At 60.5% G+C, this 16,668-nt stretch carries 15 protein-coding genes; 6 read left to right on the top strand and 9 right to left on the bottom strand.

The genetic code is table 11. The features are described 5' to 3' along the window. Nucleotides 1-198, top strand: a 198-nt coding sequence (locus ACR0J7_RS17180) for a hypothetical protein (protein WP_480915081.1), incomplete at its 5' end; no start/stop codon positions are given. 121 nt (nucleotides 199-319) lie between these two features. On the opposite strand, the gene ACR0J7_RS17185 is transcribed toward ACR0J7_RS17180, so the two are convergent. The 5 genes from ACR0J7_RS17185 to ACR0J7_RS17205 all read right to left on the bottom strand — a co-directional run bounded on the left by ACR0J7_RS17185 (nucleotide 320) and on the right by ACR0J7_RS17205 (nucleotide 5,609). Beyond that, nucleotides 320-1,048 carry a hypothetical protein gene (locus tag ACR0J7_RS17185; RefSeq protein ID WP_480900263.1) on the bottom strand — a complete coding sequence of 243 codons (729 nt, stop codon included), beginning with the start codon at nucleotides 1,046-1,048 and terminating at the stop codon, nucleotides 320-322. 15 nt (nucleotides 1,049-1,063) lie between these two features. After that, on the bottom strand, nucleotides 1,064-1,675 hold the full coding sequence (locus ACR0J7_RS17190) for a hypothetical protein (RefSeq protein WP_480900264.1): 612 nt from the start codon (nucleotides 1,673-1,675) through the stop codon (nucleotides 1,064-1,066). After that, nucleotides 1,672-2,025 (bottom strand): hypothetical protein, encoded by a 354-nt coding sequence (locus tag ACR0J7_RS17195; protein ID WP_480900266.1) that lies wholly within the window; start codon nucleotides 2,023-2,025, stop codon nucleotides 1,672-1,674. The genes ACR0J7_RS17190 and ACR0J7_RS17195 overlap by 4 nt, the downstream gene beginning before the upstream one ends. 238 nt (nucleotides 2,026-2,263) lie before the next feature. Next, nucleotides 2,264-3,340, bottom strand: coding sequence for a DUF2235 domain-containing protein (locus tag ACR0J7_RS17200; protein WP_209505670.1), 1,077 nt, complete (start codon nucleotides 3,338-3,340; stop codon nucleotides 2,264-2,266). Continuing rightward, nucleotides 3,318-5,609, bottom strand: a complete 2,292-nt coding sequence (locus ACR0J7_RS17205; RefSeq protein WP_480915084.1) for a xanthine dehydrogenase family protein molybdopterin-binding subunit — start codon at nucleotides 5,607-5,609, stop codon at nucleotides 3,318-3,320. The genes ACR0J7_RS17200 and ACR0J7_RS17205 overlap by 23 nt, the downstream gene beginning before the upstream one ends. Nucleotides 5,610-5,773: 164 nt before the next feature. On the opposite strand from ACR0J7_RS17205, the gene ACR0J7_RS17210 reads away from it, so the two are divergent. The 4 genes from ACR0J7_RS17210 (at nucleotide 5,774) to ACR0J7_RS17225 (ending at nucleotide 11,540) form a co-directional block, all read left to right on the top strand. Further along, nucleotides 5,774-6,673 carry a phytanoyl-CoA dioxygenase family protein gene (locus ACR0J7_RS17210; RefSeq protein WP_480915085.1) on the top strand — a complete coding sequence of 300 codons (900 nt, stop codon included), beginning with the start codon at nucleotides 5,774-5,776 and terminating at the stop codon, nucleotides 6,671-6,673. Nucleotides 6,674-6,767: 94 nt separating this feature from the next. Continuing rightward, nucleotides 6,768-9,869, top strand: coding sequence for a valine--tRNA ligase (locus ACR0J7_RS17215; protein WP_480915087.1), 3,102 nt, complete (start codon nucleotides 6,768-6,770; stop codon nucleotides 9,867-9,869). A 135-nt stretch (nucleotides 9,870-10,004) separates the two neighbouring features. Next, nucleotides 10,005-11,168 (top strand): benzoate/H(+) symporter BenE family transporter, encoded by a 1,164-nt coding sequence (locus ACR0J7_RS17220; RefSeq protein WP_480870673.1) that lies wholly within the window; start codon nucleotides 10,005-10,007, stop codon nucleotides 11,166-11,168. 39 nt (nucleotides 11,169-11,207) lie between these two features. Next, complete coding sequence (locus tag ACR0J7_RS17225) at nucleotides 11,208-11,540, top strand: DnaJ family domain-containing protein (protein WP_480915089.1); 333 nt, start codon at nucleotides 11,208-11,210, stop codon at nucleotides 11,538-11,540. Here the strand turns inward: ACR0J7_RS17225 and ACR0J7_RS17230 are convergent, their stop codons facing one another. Next, on the bottom strand, nucleotides 11,541-12,323 hold the full coding sequence (locus ACR0J7_RS17230) for a crotonase/enoyl-CoA hydratase family protein (protein ID WP_209505660.1): 783 nt from the start codon (nucleotides 12,321-12,323) through the stop codon (nucleotides 11,541-11,543). A gap of 66 nt (nucleotides 12,324-12,389) precedes the next feature. Continuing rightward, nucleotides 12,390-13,460 (bottom strand): SMP-30/gluconolactonase/LRE family protein, encoded by a 1,071-nt coding sequence (locus ACR0J7_RS17235; protein WP_480915091.1) that lies wholly within the window; start codon nucleotides 13,458-13,460, stop codon nucleotides 12,390-12,392. Nucleotides 13,461-13,550: 90 nt separating this feature from the next. Between ACR0J7_RS17235 and ACR0J7_RS17240 the strand changes: the two genes are divergently transcribed. After that, on the top strand, nucleotides 13,551-14,666 hold the full coding sequence (locus ACR0J7_RS17240) for a pyridoxal phosphate-dependent aminotransferase (protein WP_480773913.1): 1,116 nt from the start codon (nucleotides 13,551-13,553) through the stop codon (nucleotides 14,664-14,666). 127 nt (nucleotides 14,667-14,793) lie between these two features. Here the strand turns inward: ACR0J7_RS17240 and ACR0J7_RS17245 are convergent, their stop codons facing one another. After that, nucleotides 14,794-15,984, bottom strand: a complete 1,191-nt coding sequence (locus ACR0J7_RS17245) for a pyridoxal-phosphate-dependent aminotransferase family protein (protein WP_480915093.1) — start codon at nucleotides 15,982-15,984, stop codon at nucleotides 14,794-14,796. 51 nt (nucleotides 15,985-16,035) lie between these two features. Further along, on the bottom strand, nucleotides 16,036-16,668 hold the full coding sequence (locus ACR0J7_RS17250; RefSeq protein WP_480915095.1) for a bifunctional 4-hydroxy-2-oxoglutarate aldolase/2-dehydro-3-deoxy-phosphogluconate aldolase: 633 nt from the start codon (nucleotides 16,666-16,668) through the stop codon (nucleotides 16,036-16,038).

Genomic DNA, 16,668 nt, shown 5'->3' on the forward strand with positions numbered 1-16,668 from the left:
TGCCTCGGTCCCATCATCACCGCACCTCCACTCTCAAAAACGAGTGAATCAGCGACAGGCAAACCAATCAACGGAATTTTTCAACACTATGCGGACAGAGCTGCCTTTGAGCCGATGTCCGCTTCCATGACCGACCAAAACGGGCCGATTTACAAGCGATCTGATTCTGCACACTCAATTCAGACCATTTCAACGTAGATGATGCGCAATAGTCGAGTTTTTTGCGCTAGAGTGATAGCCGACACACGTACGCATCGCGGAGAATGCGTTCAAAAAAACATCCAAGTTAAAGAATTTCGATTTCGAAACGAACAGATGCCTAGGTAATGTGGTTTAGCTCGATTGCGCTTCCTTGTCCTTCGTAGCGCACAGCTCCCGGAGTCCATGGTTCAGAAGCCGAGTAGTAACCTTCAAAATAATCAACGAGCTCATCCGATGATTCGGCAAGCGCGCCACCGATTGCATCAGTCAGGGCGACAGCTGCTTGCTGCGCCAAAAGAATTGTCCCCGCTGCTAGGCCTGTGGTCGCAACGGCAGCAGCGGTCACGATTTGCTTTAGATCACTTTGGTTGGCGATCACGGCAATACGCTGCATCAACTCACCAAATTTGCGCCGATCCTCTTTTGACTCCCATACTTGGACACGAACGGCTAAACCGGAACGCACGGTTTGAGGCGGGAAAAGCACTGTGCCTTGACCAATAAAACGACGAACATTTTGGTTCTGATTGAGGGGAATGATGCATGAATCTGGAGTACTGATTGTACCTGGATAAAGGTGCAGTCCCTTCATATCCCAAGTCCACGCAAGAAAGTATAATTCGGTGTCGAGACGGAACAATCGTTGAAGAAAGTTGGGGAACCCCTCTGACATTTCCAGCTCAGAAAGCGTGAGGCCACGAATGTCCGCACTTTCAACGAAAAACGTTTCTGTTACGTTATCATCTTCAGATTTCGAAAGAGAAAAGCTCGAAGCGATACCTTCCTGAGGTCTTTCCTGTTTGGAAAGGGTAAAATCCTTAATGGATCCGTTTTGAATCAAAGCCATGAATTAAATGTCCTCTCAAATTTTCGTACCAGAAGCACCCAGAAGCTGGAGACTGTGCATGTTGTTCTTGGCTGCCATCCAAGCAAAACAAACTTCTCCGTTCGACAATCCATATGATGCGCCATTCTGTTTGAAGTGATCTTGCAGTTCATCAAATTCTTCATACAACTGTTGCTTCGCACAGCCGATGTCGTGAGACATCGTGAAAATACATTTGAGTCCGTTGGTGATTGCAAGTTGAGTGGGCAGAGGCACCTTTGGTTGCCATACAAGTTCATCATCGAATCCAAGATAACTGTCACAGCCCCCGGTCGCCACTGCATCTGGTCCCAAAGTGATTGCCGAATAGCAAGCAATTGCCACAACCATACCGTGACCGAGTTGACCAATATTTGTGCTATCGACAATAGAATTGCCGTTCGCGATCAACTCATCTTTTAGACCGTGACCGAACCAAAAAAGATGATCATGGGTCGAAAGGTCGGTTTGCACGGCAGTTCTACTCGCAGCTGCCCCTGCGATATCGGTTCCCTGCCCGGGCGACGTATAATTCAATATCGCTTGACCCCAGGTTGCAGCCTCTTGCGCTGCGGAGTCATCTGCAGGCCTTACCACTAATATCTTCATCTAACGCGCCCCGGCTCATCTGATCCACTCCAACGCTCGATATCTTTCCTAAATTCCTCAAGTAATTCTTCGATCAACTCTGCTTGGGTCTTGGCCACCTCTACTTCGAAAACCGCCGCACTAAACAGGACCCGCACGGTTTTCGCGGGCGGGGTGATTTTATCCACAGCTCCATCATTCGAGAGTACCTCAGTCATGGCGCTCGATATTTCGCGGGGCGTAATGCTAGATGTCTCGGAGGTGGCAATTACCGCAACATCAGGAAGCGGGTGATTTGCACCCCATCGTTCCAAGACAGTGGCGACCTTAACAAATGCTTCTGGAGAAATATCGGGTGCAATAGCGGCCATTCTGTTTCAACCTAATTAATCAGTTAATACGAAAAATCATTGCGCAGCAGCAGTGTTGCGTTTGACAAACTTGTAGTCAACCCATGCTGATAATCAGTGAGAAAGGCTTAAGCGTGCAATTTTTTCCAGCACCTCCAATAAATCGGTCATTAGCTGCGACCTGACCAATGAGGAACTTGGGCTCGAACCTGACATTGAAGTGCCGGTGATCTTGGTGTCAGTGGCACATGGTAGCCTTTCACTGCGCGGGATGTGTCGGCAGGTTCGGCATCGCCACCCAGCCCGGCAATTCATCCGGCGCGACCGAGACATGCAGGCGTTCTGACTGGTCCCGCCCGACCTTGCGGTGTTTGCGCAGCAAAAATATCTTGCCCCAACCGCGCCAGGTTCCAACCGATTGCGCATGGGCATCCGTGGGGAAACGGGTGCGCCAGCCTTCGGGCATCGGCAGCCCGTGCATCTCGGCCTTGTCCAGCATCCAGATCAACGAGATATTGCTGAGCGGGCGGGCCTCTTCATAGCCGTTCAACTGGCCGCCGATATCGCCGTGGGTGCCGCGGAACCAGACCTGTTCCACATGGCCATTGAACTCGGGCTTGCATCGCCACAGAACCGGCTCGAACACCTCGCGCGTTTCGTCGAGGGCCAGCGCGTGATAGCCATGCAGAGTGGCCGGGCCCAGCTGGTGGTTGTGAAAGGCATGGCGATCCTCGGCCCAGCGCCACAGAAGCGGCAGGCGCAGGCCCAGCGCCTTGACCGTGTCCCAGACACCGACCATCTCGATCTTGACGTTGTCATGGCAGAACTTGCGGCGGAAATCGCGGGCTGCGGTGCCGCTGACATTGCATTCATAGTGGCGGTAGGCTTGCAGGATGTTCCGCTCGGTCGCGTGTTCGGCCTTGAGCAGGCCGATCATGTCGATCACCCCGGCCAGGCTGCGCACGCCGTAGGCTCCACGGGAATAGCCGATGAAATAAATCCGGTCACCGGGCTTGTAGCGCGACGCCAGATAGCCATAGGCGCGGCGAATCTGGCGGTTGATGCCCCGGCCCATCATCACGTCCATGGTGGATTTCCAGCTTTCCCACTGCACGCCTGCCTCGTAGAACACCGACACCTTGCTGCCCATTTCGCAGCACAGGCGATAGGTCTGTCCGGCATGGGTTTCGAACCCCGGTTCGAGGGTGGACATGGTGCCATCTAGGATAATCACGTGGCTGATCGGCTCGCGGTGCCGCGTTTCGGCGGAGTGCTCGGACCGTAAGGGCCGCCCGAGCCATCCCAGAACCTTCCTACTTAGCCGCGACAGATTCATGCGTCAGCAATTCCCAAACCTTGTGAGGTGTGAAAGGCATATCCGCCTGCCGCACCCCGTGATCCCAGAGCGCATCCTGAACCGCGTTCGCCACAGCGGCCAGAGCGCCCACCGTGCCGGCCTCGCCGCATCCTTTCATCCCCATCGGGTTGGAAGTTGACGGCACCGGCGCCGAGGTAAACTTTATCATGGGTACGTCCACCGCGCGGGGCAAGGCGTAATCCATAAACGATGCCGTGAGCAGCTGTCCGTGATCATCATGCACCACATGTTCCGACAGCGCCTGCCCGATGCCCTGAACCACCCCGCCATGCACCTGCCCTTCGGCCAGCATCGGGTTGATAAGATTTCCGAAATCATCAACCACGGTGTAGCGGTCCACACGGGTTTCGCCGGTGACGGAATCGATCACGACCTCGGCAACATGCGCGCCGTTGGGATAGCTGCGGGCATCCAGTTGCGCGCGGGACTCATGCGTCAGCAAGTCCACGCGCCCGTCGGCGCGCGCCATAGCCGCGGCTTCGGTCAGGGTCGGCGTCAGGTTCGAGCCCGGCGCGCGGAATGTTTCATGGTCAAATCGCACATCACTGTCCTCGACCCCCATCTTATCGGCCAGATAAGGCGTGAATGCGGCGATCATCTTGTCAATGGTGGCGAGGGTCGCGGTACTTTGCACCGTCACCGAGCGCGAGCCACCGGTTCCGCCGCCATGGCCAAGCCGGTCGGTATCGCCCTGAATGACGGTGATCCTGTCCATCGGGACGCCAGTCTGATCGGACAGGAACTGGGCATAAACCGTCTCGTGCCCCTGCCCGTTCGATTGTGTGCCGACATAAAGGTTCACCGTGCCATCCGCGCAAAACTCGACCTTCGAGTTCTCGGAAGGGTCCCCCAAAATACTTTCGATATAGTAACAAAGACCCTGCCCCCGGATCAGACCGCGTTCGGCATCGGCGGCCTTGCGGGCTTCGAACCCGCTAGTCTGGCTGGCCGCGCGGCGAAGGACCATGTCGAAATCGCCGACATCATAGGTTTCACCCGTGGCAGAGGTGTAGGGGAAATCGCCGGGTCTGATGAAGTTTTTGCGACGCAACTCCCACGGGTCAACGCCCAGTTCGCGTGCGGCGCGGTCCATCACGCGTTCCAGCACATAGATCGCCTCGGGACGTCCGGCACCGCGATAGGCGTCGACCTGTGTTGTCGTGGTATAGAACCCCTCGACCCGGAGATAGGTGGTCTGAACGTCATAGACCCCCATCAGCACCTTGCTGAACAGGCTTGTCTGGATCGCCTGCGCGAAATGGCTGTTATAGGCACCAAGGTTGACTTTGCTGTGGACGCGGTAGGCGGTGATCCGGTGGTCTGCATCAAAGGCCAGCTCGGCCAGCGAGGTCAGATCGCGGCCGTGGTGATCGGACAGCATCGCTTCGGACCGGTCGGACATCCAGTGCACGGGCTGGCCCAGTTTCATCGCGGCCACGGCCACGCAGAAATATTCGGGATATGGCATCACCTTCATGCCGAACCCGCCCCCCACATCCGGGGTGGTGACGCGGATCGCATCCGCATCGAGTTTCAGCTTTTGTGCCAGTTGTGCCTTCATCGCCCAGACACCCTGCCCGCCATAGGAAAAGTGCAGACGCCCGCCAGACCAGTCGGCCTGACAGCCCCGCGGCTCGAGCGAGCTGATGATGACGCGGTTGTCGTGCAAGTTCAGCGACACGGTATGGGCGGCGGCCTGAAAGGCGGCCTTGGTCGCGGCCTCATCCCCCAGACCCCAATCAAACGCGCGATTGTCGGGCGCTTGCGGGTGCAGGGCCTCACCCCCCGCGTTCACGTCCAGCTTGGCGGGGCGTTCCCGGATGTCCATCCAGATCAGTTCGACCGCGTCCTGCGCCTGTACCAGTGTATCCGCGATGACAACGGCCACGGGTTCGCCCACAAAGCGCACACGGTCCTTGGCCAGCATATGCCGATCCGGCGCGGCAGAGCCGGTCCCGTCGCGGTTGGTCAAGGTTGCGGCATTCATCACCGTGTCGATGCCCGAGGCGGCAAGATCGTCCAGTGTCATGACCAGCCGCACCCCGTCAGCATCCCGCGCGGCCTCAAGATCCAGCGCGGTGATATCGCCATGGGCCGCAGGGCTGCGGAAGAAAGCGGCAAACAGCGCATTGTCGGGCACGGCATCGTCCATATAGCGCCCCTGCCCGGTCAGGAACCGCTGATCCTCGGTCCGTTTGACGGGCTGGCTTTTGCCGAATTTTTCCATGGGATGCTCCTGTCACTGCCTTGATGGCGACACTAGCCCTGCGCCCGCTTATGTCCAGCGCCTTGCTTGAAAGCGCGTGGCGACACCGATGTCGTAAACAGGATTGCGGGGGCCGCAGAGGGATTCGTAGGCTGTTTGAAGATACAGCCTGCCGGAGGTTCCCCATGCCCGAACCCATTTCCCTGACACAGGGCCGTCTGGACGCCCCATCGGTCGACGCGTATTGGCAAGACGGGTTTGCCTTTCCCATTACAGTCTTTCCACCGGATGAGACCGCACAGTTTCGGGCCGAGCTGGAGCAGGTCGAGAAGACCTGGCGCGTGGCCGACCTTCCGCTGCCGCTGAACATGTACAAACGCCTGAACGCCCATGTGGTGATGCCGCTGGTCGCCCGTATCGCACTGGACCCCAGGGTTCTGGACGTCGTCGAAGGAATACTGGGGCCGGATTTGCTGCTGTGGTCTGCGGAACTGTTCATCAAAGAGCCACGCACGACCCAGGTGGTGGGAATGCATCAGGACCTGACCTATTGGGGGATGGGCGAAACACCGGATCAGGTGACCGCGTGGATCGCATTGTCGCCTGCCACGGTTGCAAGCGGCTGCATGGACTTTGTCAGGGGTAGCCACAAAAACCCGATCCTGCCCCATAACGACACGTTTTCAGACAACAACCTGCTGTCGCGCGGGCAGGAGGTGGCTGTCGATGTGGCAGACGAGGACAAGACACATATCGAATTGCAGCCGGGTCAGATGTCGTTGCACCATGGCCTCACAATCCATGGCTCGGGGCCCAATATGTCGGACGATCGGCGGATCGGGCTGGCGATCCGGTATCTGAACCCGAACGCGCAGCAAAAAGTGGCGGATCGCGATTACGCGGTCTTGGCGCGGGGCGAAGACCGGGTGGGCAATTTCATCCTCATCGAACCACCGACCGAGTTGTTTTCGCAGCCAGCCTTGGCGCTTCATGCCCGCATTCGGGAGGATCAGGCCAAGGCGATGACACAAGGCGCGGCACAAAGCACGCACCTGTACGGAAACGAGGCGACCGGCACGGGGTGACTTCGGCAATCGTCGCCGCACAGGGCCTTCCCCTTCCCGTCTCCATTCGCTATTGCAGGCGCTGACCCGAATTTGTTGACGCAGGACGCATCCCATGGCGATGGAAAAGACATTCAACGCGGCCGAGGCCGAGGCCCGTATCTATGAGGCCTGGGAACAGGCCGGAGCCTTCAAGGCAGGCGCGAACCGTTCGCGCGAGGAAAGCTTTACCATCATGATCCCGCCGCCCAACGTGACGGGTGCGCTGCATGTGGGTCACGCGTTCAACAACACGTTGCAGGATATCCTGATCCGCTGGCACCGGATGCGTGGTTTTGACACGCTATGGCAGCCCGGTCAGGACCACGCGGGTATTGCCACGCAGATGCAAGTGGAAAAGATGCTGGCGGCGCAGGGTAACGAAGGTCGGCGCGAATTGGGACGCGAGAAATTCCTTGCGAAAGTCTGGGAGTGGAAGGGCGAATACGGCGGCACGATCATTGAACAACTCAAGCGTCTGGGCGCCAGCTGCGACTGGTCGCGCAATGCCTTTACCATGGCGGGCGCACCAGGTGACCCACGCACCGGGCACGAGAACAGCCCGAATTTCCATGATGCCGTTATCAAGGTCTTCGTCGACATGTACGAAAAGGGCCTGATCTATCGCGGCAAGCGACTGGTCAATTGGGACCCGCACTTCGAGACTGCGATTTCGGACCTTGAGGTCGAGAATATTGAAACGCCAGGCCACATGTGGCACTTCAAGTACCCTTTGGCGGGCGGCGAGACATATGAGTATTTGGAAAAAGATGAAGATGGGAATGTAATCCTTCGCGAAGAGCGGGATTATATTTCGATCGCGACGACCCGCCCTGAAACCATGCTGGGCGACGGTGCCGTGGCCGTCCATCCGTCGGATGAGCGGTACGCGCCGATCGTTGGCAAACTGTGCGAAATTCCGGTTGGCCCGAAAGAGCATCGCCGCCAGATCCCGATCATCACCGATGAGTATCCCGATCCCGATTTCGGCTCGGGCGCTGTGAAGATCACCGGTGCGCATGACTTCAACGACAATATGGTGGCCAGGCGCTGCGGCATTCCGATGTACCGCCTGATGGACACCAAAGGCGCGATGCGGGCTGATGGCGCGCCTTACGCCGAAGAGGCGGGCAAGGCGCAGGAATACGCGCGCGGCAAAGCGTTCACCGAGAATGAGATCGACGCGATCAACCTGATCCCGGATCACCTGCGCGGACTGGACCGGTTCGAGGCGCGTGCCAAGGTGGTCGAAGAGATCACCCGCGAAGGTCTGGCTGTTATGTGTCCAGCGGACGATCCGCGTCTGGGATCGAGCTGGGCTGAAGCCCGGCCTACAGAGGGCGAAGACGGTGGGCAGGACTTCAGCCCGGCACTTGTCCCACTGGTCGAGAGCAAACCGATCATGCAACCCTTTGGCGACCGCTCGAAAGTCGTCATCGAGCCGATGTTCACCGACCAGTGGTTTGTGGATGCCGAAAAGGTCGTCGGTCCTGCGCTGGATGCGGTCAAGGATGGCACGGTCAAGATTATCCCTGAATCGGGCGAGAAAACCTATTACCACTGGCTGGAAAACATCGAGCCCTGGTGCATCTCGCGCCAGCTGTGGTGGGGACATCAGATTCCGGTTTGGTATGGGCCAGGGATCAAGGATGGCACAGTCTCGCATCAAGCAGAAAGACAACCTTTTTGCGCTCCAACATTCGCAGAAGCGAAGACCAAAGCCGCCAAGTTTTATGCTGATGCGCTCGGTTATGAGATAGACTTTATCGAGATGCCGCCAATGGAAGGCTCATCACGGGGAAGCGAGGCCTTTATTGGATCTATCAACTTTGGACCGATCCAAGATGTTAGTCTCATTCGCGACCCCGACGTCCTCGACACCTGGTTCTCATCCGGCCTCTGGCCCATCGGCACGCTGGGCTGGCCCGAAGATACCGAGGAAATGCACCGCTATTTCCCGACAGACGTTCTGATCACCGGCTTCGACATCCTGTTCTTCTGGGTCGCCCGGATGATGATGATGCAACTGGCCGTAGTGAATGAAATCCCGTTCCACACCGTCTACCTGCACCAGCTCGTCCGCGACGAGAAGGGCAAGAAGATGTCCAAGACCACCGGCAACGTCATCGACCCGCTGGAAATCGTCGACGAGTTCGGTGCCGACGCGCTGCGGTTCACCAATGCCTCGATGGCGGCGATTGGCGGCGTGCTGAAACTGTCGCGTGAACGCATCACCGGCTATCGCAACTTCGGCACCAAGCTGTGGAACGCCGTCCGCTTTGCCGAGATGAACGAGGTCTTTACCGACGCCGTCCCGCAACTGGACGTGGCCGACCTGCAGCCCAAGGCCGCCGTAAACCGCTGGATCATCGGCGAAACCGCCCGTGTGCGGGCGGAGGTCGACGCGGCGCTGGAGAGCTATCGCTTCAACGATGCCGCCAACGGCCTGTACGCCTTTGTTTGGGGCAAGGTCTGCGATTGGTACGTGGAACTGTCGAAACCCCTGCTGCAGGGTGACGACGCCGAAGCACAGGCCGAAACCCGCGCCACCATGCGCTGGGTTCTGGATCAGTGCATGGTTCTGCTGCACCCGATCATGCCCTTCGTCACCGAAGAGCTGTGGGGCCTGACCGGCAACCGCGCGAAAATGGTCGTCCACGCTGACTGGCCGACCTACGGCACGGAACTGGTCGACGCCGATGCGGATCGTGAAATGAACTGGGTGATCTCGGTGATCGAGAACACCCGCTCGGCCCGTGCGCAGATGCGGGTACCTGCGGGTCTCTACGTGCCGATGCTGGTGACCGAGATCGACGCAAACGGACAAGCCGCGTGGGACCGCAACGAGGCGCTGATCAAACGTCTGGCCCGCATCGACAGCCTGACCAGCGCGGACGCGCTGCCCAAGGGCACCATCTCGATTGCCGCTCCCGGAGCCTCCTTCGGCCTGCCGCTGGCGGATATCATCGACATTGGCGCGGAAAAGGAGCGGCTGGAGAAAGCAAAGGGCAAGCTGGCCAAGGAACTGGGTGGCCTGCGTGGGCGTCTGAACAACCCCAAATTCGTGGCCTCGGCCCCGGACGAGGTGGTCGAGGAAGCCAAAGCCAACCTCGCCGCACGCGAGGAAGAAGAAGCCAAGCTGAACGAGGCGCTGGCCCGTCTGGCCGAGATCGCCTGATCTTCATCTTTTCAAAAATACTCATACCCCGAACCCCGCCGCTGATCCGGCGGGGTTTTCTTTTGCGCGTTCAGACCTTGCCCGCCCCTGCCGCCGCTTGTTAGCAATCACCAACCCCAACCGCCCGAGGCTGTCATGACCCAGTTTGCCCCACCGCTCCAGACAGTCTCGACCGGGCTTGTTGTCGCCATTGTCGGATTCTTCAGTTCATTTCCTATCGTGTTGCAGGGGCTGGCCGCGATGGGGGCGTCTCCGGCGCAGGCGGCCTCGGGTCTGATGATGGCGGCCATCGCAATGGGACTGACCGCCATTGTGCTGAGCCTGTGGTACCGGCAACCGATCAGCGTCGCCTGGTCGACGCCAGGGGCGGCGCTGCTGGCGGTGTCCGCGACACCGGCGCTGGGGTTTGCCGAGGCAACGGGCGCCTTCCTGTGTGCAGGGGCGCTGACGGTGCTGGCCGGGCTCTGGCGGCCATTGGGGCGGCTGGCGGCCGCCATTCCGACGACTCTGGCACAGGCCATGCTGGGGGGCGTTCTGCTGCCGCTTTGCATTCTGCCCTTTCAGGCCGCAGTCGAATTGCCCGCGCAAGCCCTGCCGGTGATCCTGACATGGTTCATCGCAGGCCGGATCAACCGGCTGTTCGCTGTTCCGGCGGCCGTTTTCGCCGCCGCGCTGGTTGTCGTGCTGAACGCAGGCGACGCATCGGTGACCCCGGCGCGATGGCTGGCGGCACCGGTCTGGACCACGCCCAGTTTTTCGTTGGCCTCGACCATCGGGATCGCCATCCCGCTGTTCATCGTCACGATGGCGACCCAGAATATTCCCGGCATCGCGGTGATGCGCAGCTTTGGCTATACCCCGGCTCCGGGCAGGCTGTTTTCATCCGTGGGTGGGGCGAGCCTGTTATCGGCTCCGTTTGGTGCGCCTGCCACCTGCCTTGCGGCGATCACCGCTGCGATGTGTTCCAACGAGGACAGCCACCCCGATCCCGCGCAACGGTACTGGTCGGCCATCATGGGTGGGGTGTTCTATGGTGTATTCGGTATCTTTGCCGCGGCGATTACCGGCTTTGCATCCCATGCCGATCCGCTGTTGATGGGGACATTGACCGGTGTCGCCCTGATCGGCGTTCTGGCCAATTCGATTTTCGCAGCACTTGAGGTTCCGGCCGAGCGTGAGGCCGCGATGCTGACCTTTGCGATCACCGCATCGGGTATCTCGGTCTTTGGGCTGGGCGCGGCGGTCTGGGGCCTTCTGGTCGGCGGGCTGGCCTATCTGGTGAGCAACAGAATTCGGTAGCCGCTTTCGTATCCCGCCCTTACCGGGTATAGTTGCGCCATGTTCGGTTCACTTGGAAAACTGGTGGAGCGCCAGATCAAAAAGGCACAGGCCGAGGGGCAGATGCAGGGCCTTGTCGGCGAAGGTCACCCCCTGCCCGACCGGTCCGGCGAGGCGCAGGGCGATCCGGCCATCGCCGCCGGGCACCGGATCATGGCGCAAGCCGGGGTTCTGCCCGAAGAGTTCGACATAAAAAAGAAACTGGATGCGGCCCGCAAAGCGTATCCGGCCCTGACCGACCCCGCGGAACGCCGGGCCGCGATGTCGGAAATCGCTGATCTGGAAATGCGTTACAACATGGCCCGCGATGCACGGCGGGCCTTCATGCGCTGATCACTTGAACTCGGGCTTGCGGCCCTGCATCTGCGCCATCACGACCTCCATCTGATGAGGCTTGCCGATCAGCTCCACCTGCTCGGCGGATTCCGCCTTGAGAACGTCCGCGCGGGGCTGGGTTTCGGCCACTTCGATCAGCCGCTTGGCGGCGCGGATAGCCGAGGGGCTTTGACCGGCGATATTCTCGGCAATGGCCAGAGCTTCGGTCAGCGGATCATCTGAAAGCTGCGTGACCAACCCCCAATCCATCGCCTGCTGCGCACCGATGGGCCGGGCCGTGTAGGTCAGCAGACGCAGCACGTCCGAACGCACAAGCCGGGGCAGCAGAACCATGCCGCCCATATCGGGGATGATACCCCATTTCATCTCCATCACCGCCAGTTTCGCCTCGGGGTGCGCGATACGGATATCCGCGCCCAGCGCAATTTGCAGTCCACCACCATAGGCGACACCCTGAATGGCGCAGATCACCGGCACCGGTACGCGACGCCAGATCAGGGCAAGCTCCTGCATTTCGTTGGCATCTTCGTGGCTGCGGGTCATCAGCCATTCGGTGGGGTCCATATGGGCCATCTTGGCAAAGCTTGCCATGTCGAGCCCGGCGCAGAAGCTTTTCCCCTCGCCCGACAAAACCACGGCGCGGGCGTCCGAGGCGGCGACCTCTTGCCCGGCAGAGAGCAATGCCTTGACCATCGCGTCATCCAGCGCGTTCATCTTGTCACCCCGGGTCAGGGTGACATGGGCAACATGGTCTTGATAGGTAACGGATACGCGTGACATGGGGGACCTCCCGAAATTCAGTTGCGGCGACCATGCCCGGACGGGACGCCGATTTCCACTGCGACGTCAGGGCATATCGCTGACAGGCATCCGCCCGAACCAGGGGGAATCAAGCGTCATGACATAAAACTGATCGCCCACGATCCGGCCCCCTGTCGTGATGCCAATACGGCCCTGCGGATCCTGTAGCGTGCGCAGGATCGTGCCTTCACCGTCGAACTGCACCAGCATACCCCGGTGGATCGGCGCGGGGCGCACAGCCGGGCCCAGCCGCCAGACCACCTTGCGCAGGAAGGGGTATGGCATCAGCGCCTCGGACGGAACGCGCGGGCTGGCAAAGGCCATCCAGTAGGTGCCATCGCCCTGTGCTTCGAGATTGTCGGGATAGCCCGGCAGGTTGTCCAGCAAGACCTCTTGCTGACCGGCTTTCGGCCCGCTGAGCCACAGCTTGTGCACCCGTGCGCGGCCGGTTTCGGCGATCAACAGGAAATCTGCGTCAGGTGAGAGCGCAATGCCATTGGTATAGACGAACCCAGTGGCAATCTTTTCGGTGCGGCCATCGGGGTTGTGACGGGCGACATAGCCTGTATTGGATTGTTCCCAGATGGTCAGGACCGAGGTCGGCTTGGTCCCACCCATGGTTTCGGGATCGAACCGGTCAGAGGAGTTCGAAAAATAGATCGTGCCGTCCTGTGCCACATCCAGTTGGTTTGCATAGACCACGGGCGCACCGTCGATATCGGCCACCACGGATTCAAGCGTGCCCGGCCCGATCCAGCGCATCACCCCGCGAAAGCTGTCGGCAATATATAGCGCGCCATCCGGCCCGGCCCTGAGGCCCAGAGGACGCCCGCCAAGCTGGTCGACCACAACAGGGTCAGCCCCGTCTATGCGATAGAGCGTGCCGGACCGGCTGGTCGTATAGACCGCACCGCCGGGCAGGATGGCGATGTCTTCGGGGCCGGTTTCCCCATCCGGCAGGCGGATCAGCTGCGCGGCGTCCAGCGCGGTGTTTTCTGCGAAATCCCCTGTGAAACCGGCATCTTCAGGCATCTCAACGGCGACGGGGATAACGGGAACGGGCCAGAACAGAAGATAGGCAAGGCCCAGAAGAACAATGGCAGACAGTATGCGCATCTGCGCTCCTTACTTGTGTTTCAATACGTTCTGACGCGCGGGATGAGGTGCGCGCTTGCCCGAAGCTCGGGCTTGGGGTTATCTGCAGGCATGACAGGACCTCGATACACCCCGCTTGCCCAATCCCTGCCCGCCACCGTGCCCTTTGTGGGCCCCGAAACGCAAGAGCGTCAGCGCGGCACGGCGTTCATTGCCCGTCTTGGCGCCAACGAGAGCGTGTTTGGCCCCTCGCCCCGCGCGATCCGGGCTATGGAGCAGGCCGCGTCTGATATCTGGATGTATGGCGATCCCGAGAATCACGATCTGCGCCATGCTTTGGCCGAGTATCATGGGGTAACCCCCGAAAATATCGTCGTAGGCGAAGGGATTGACGGGCTTCTGGGTTATCTTGTGCGTCTGATTGTAGGGCCCGGGGATGCGGTTGTAACCTCGGACGGGGCGTATCCGACGTTCAATTATCATGTGGCCGGGTTCGGTGGCGTTCTGCACAAGGTTCCCTATGCCGGGGATCACGAGGACCCGGCGGCCCTGTTTGCGAAGGCGGCCGAGGTGGGGGCAAAACTGGTCTATCTGGCCAATCCGGACAATCCGATGGGCAGCTGGCATTCCGGCGCGGATATCGTGGCGGCGATGGATGCCCTGCCCGAGGGTTGCCTGCTGATTCTGGATGAGGCTTATGTGGAATGCGCGCCAGAGGGGACAGCGGCACCCGTCAGCGCAGACGACCCTCGCGTGATCCGAATGCGGACATTTTCCAAGGTCTATGGCATGGCGGGCGCACGGGTTGGCTATGCCATTGGAGCGCCCGACCTGATTGCAGCCTTCAACAAGGTGCGCAACCATTTCGGCATGAACCGCGCGGCGCAGGCCGGGGCGCTGGCCGCGTTGCAGGATGGTGCGTGGCTGGAGCACATTCAGGCACAGATCGCAGAGGCGCGTGAGCGGATAGGAACGATTGCCCGCGAGAACGGGTTGGAGCCCCTGCCCTCGGCCACCAATTTCGTGACGATTGATTGCGGGCGGGATGGCGAGTTCGCCAGAGCGGTACTGGAGGCTTTGGTTGCGCGGGGTCTGTTTGTTCGGATGCCGTTTGCAGCGCCCCAGAACAGGTGCATCCGGGTAAGCTGTGGTGAAACAGCAGATCTGGATGCTTTTGCGGCCGCCTTGCCCAAGGCGCTAGTGGAGGTGCGGTCACATACTGCCTAGCACTGGTCTGTCTTGCCATCGGGGCAAAGGGGGGGCTGTCTGCCCCCCATCGCGCAATGCGCGATTCCCCCCGAGGATATTTTTGGCCAGATGAAGGGGCGGATCAGTGCTGTTCGTCTGACGTGTATCAGGCGGCCAGGACGGCGGCGGCGGCCTCGAGCGCGCCTTTGCCACGGGGGATATCAAGCGCGGCCATGGCCGTTTCCATACCGCCCAGCATCGCCATCACCATTTGCCCGTTGACATGGCCCATATGCCCGAGGCGGAAACAGCTGTCGTAATCCTCCATCCCAAGGCCAATGCCCAGTGTCAGGCCCAGTTGATGTTCGGTGAACGCGCGCAGGGCCGTGCCGCGCCCTGCGGTCAGGCGCAGGGCTGTAACGGCATGGCTGCGGTGGTCGCTGTCGGCAACGTTCAGATGCAGCGCGCCGCCTTCGGACCATGTTTCGCAGGCCGCCCAGATGGCAGTAGCCAGACGCTCATGGCGGGCCCAGACCTGTTCGATCCCTTCCGCATGGATCAGGTCGAGCGCGGCGCGCAGACCATAAAGGTGATGTGTCGGCGCGGTACCGTCGAAATACTGGTAGAACAGGTCGGGATTGGCGCGCGGCTGCCAGTCCCAGTATCGCGACACACGCGGCATGGCGGCCCGCTTGGCCTGTGCTTTGTCGTTGAAAAAGACAAAGCCTGTGCCTGCGGGGGTCATCAGGCCTTTCTGGCAGGCGGTGACCGTGACATCGACGCCCCATTCATCCATCTCGAACCGGTCGCATCCCAGCGAGGCGATGCAATCGGCCATCAACAGCGCCGGGTGGTCCAGATCGTCGAGCAGTTTGCGCAGTGCCGGGATATCGTTGCGGATCGAGCTTGATGTGTCCACATGAACCGCGAGAACGGCCTTGATCTGGTAGCTTTTGTCCGCGCGCAATGCGTCGGCAATTCGGTCGAGATCCCAGGCGGATGAGGTGCCAAAATCGATTAGTTGCACCTTTGCCCCGATGCCTTCGGCCATCTCGGCCCAGCCATGGGTGAACCGGCCCGAGGCAGGAGCCAGAACGGTTTCGCCGGGGGCGATCACGTTGGACAACGCGGCCTCCCACGTGCCGTGACCGTTGGCGATATAGATGGCAACGTCATGGCCTGTGCGAGCAACCCGGCGCAGATTGCGGGTCAGGTCGGGCATCATGTCGATGAGCGCGCCATCGTAGATATTGGGCGACGGGCGATGCATCGCCTGCAGGACTGCGTCCGGCATCACCGACGGGCCCGGGATTGCCAAATAAGTTCGCCCCTGGGAGAGGGCAGATGTCTGTGTCATGGGGTCAACCTGTCTGAGTTGACGCCCACATTACCGAGGGGCTTCGCGGCGTCAATCCGCCAGCTTCGATGCCTCGCGCGCAAGTGTTTCGATCCCGGCCCAGTCACCGCTTTCGACCATCTGCTTGGGCGCGACCCAACTGCCACCGGCGCAGACCACGTTGGACAGGGACAGATAGTCACGGGCGTTGGACGGCGACACCCCGCCTGTCGGGCAAAAGCTGATCTGCGGCAGGGGCGCACCGATTGCCTTGAGTGCGTGCGCGCCGCCCGAGGCCTCGGCCGGGAAGAATTTCAGCATGTCATAGCCTTTTTCCAGCAAAGCCATCGCTTCGCTGGCCGTGGCCGCGCCGGGCAGCAGGGGCAGGCCCTCGGCCTCGCACGCCGCAATAAGCACGTCGGTTGCGCCCGGAGAGACGCCGAACTGCGCGCCCGCCTCTTTGGCGGCGCGGACGTCTTCGGGTGTGACCAGCGTACCTGCGCCGACCACGCCGCCGGGCACCTTGGCCATCGCGCGGATCGCGTCGAGCGCGGCGGGCGTGCGCAAGGTGACCTCAAGCGCTGGCAGACCGCCGGCGACCAATGCCTCGGCCAGCGGGCGGGCCTGCGCGACGTCATCGACAACCAGAACCGGAACGATCGGGGCCAGGGCGCAGATCTCGCGGGTGCGTTGGGATTTGGACAT

It is taken from the genome of Ruegeria sp. O4 (assembly GCF_056535125.1).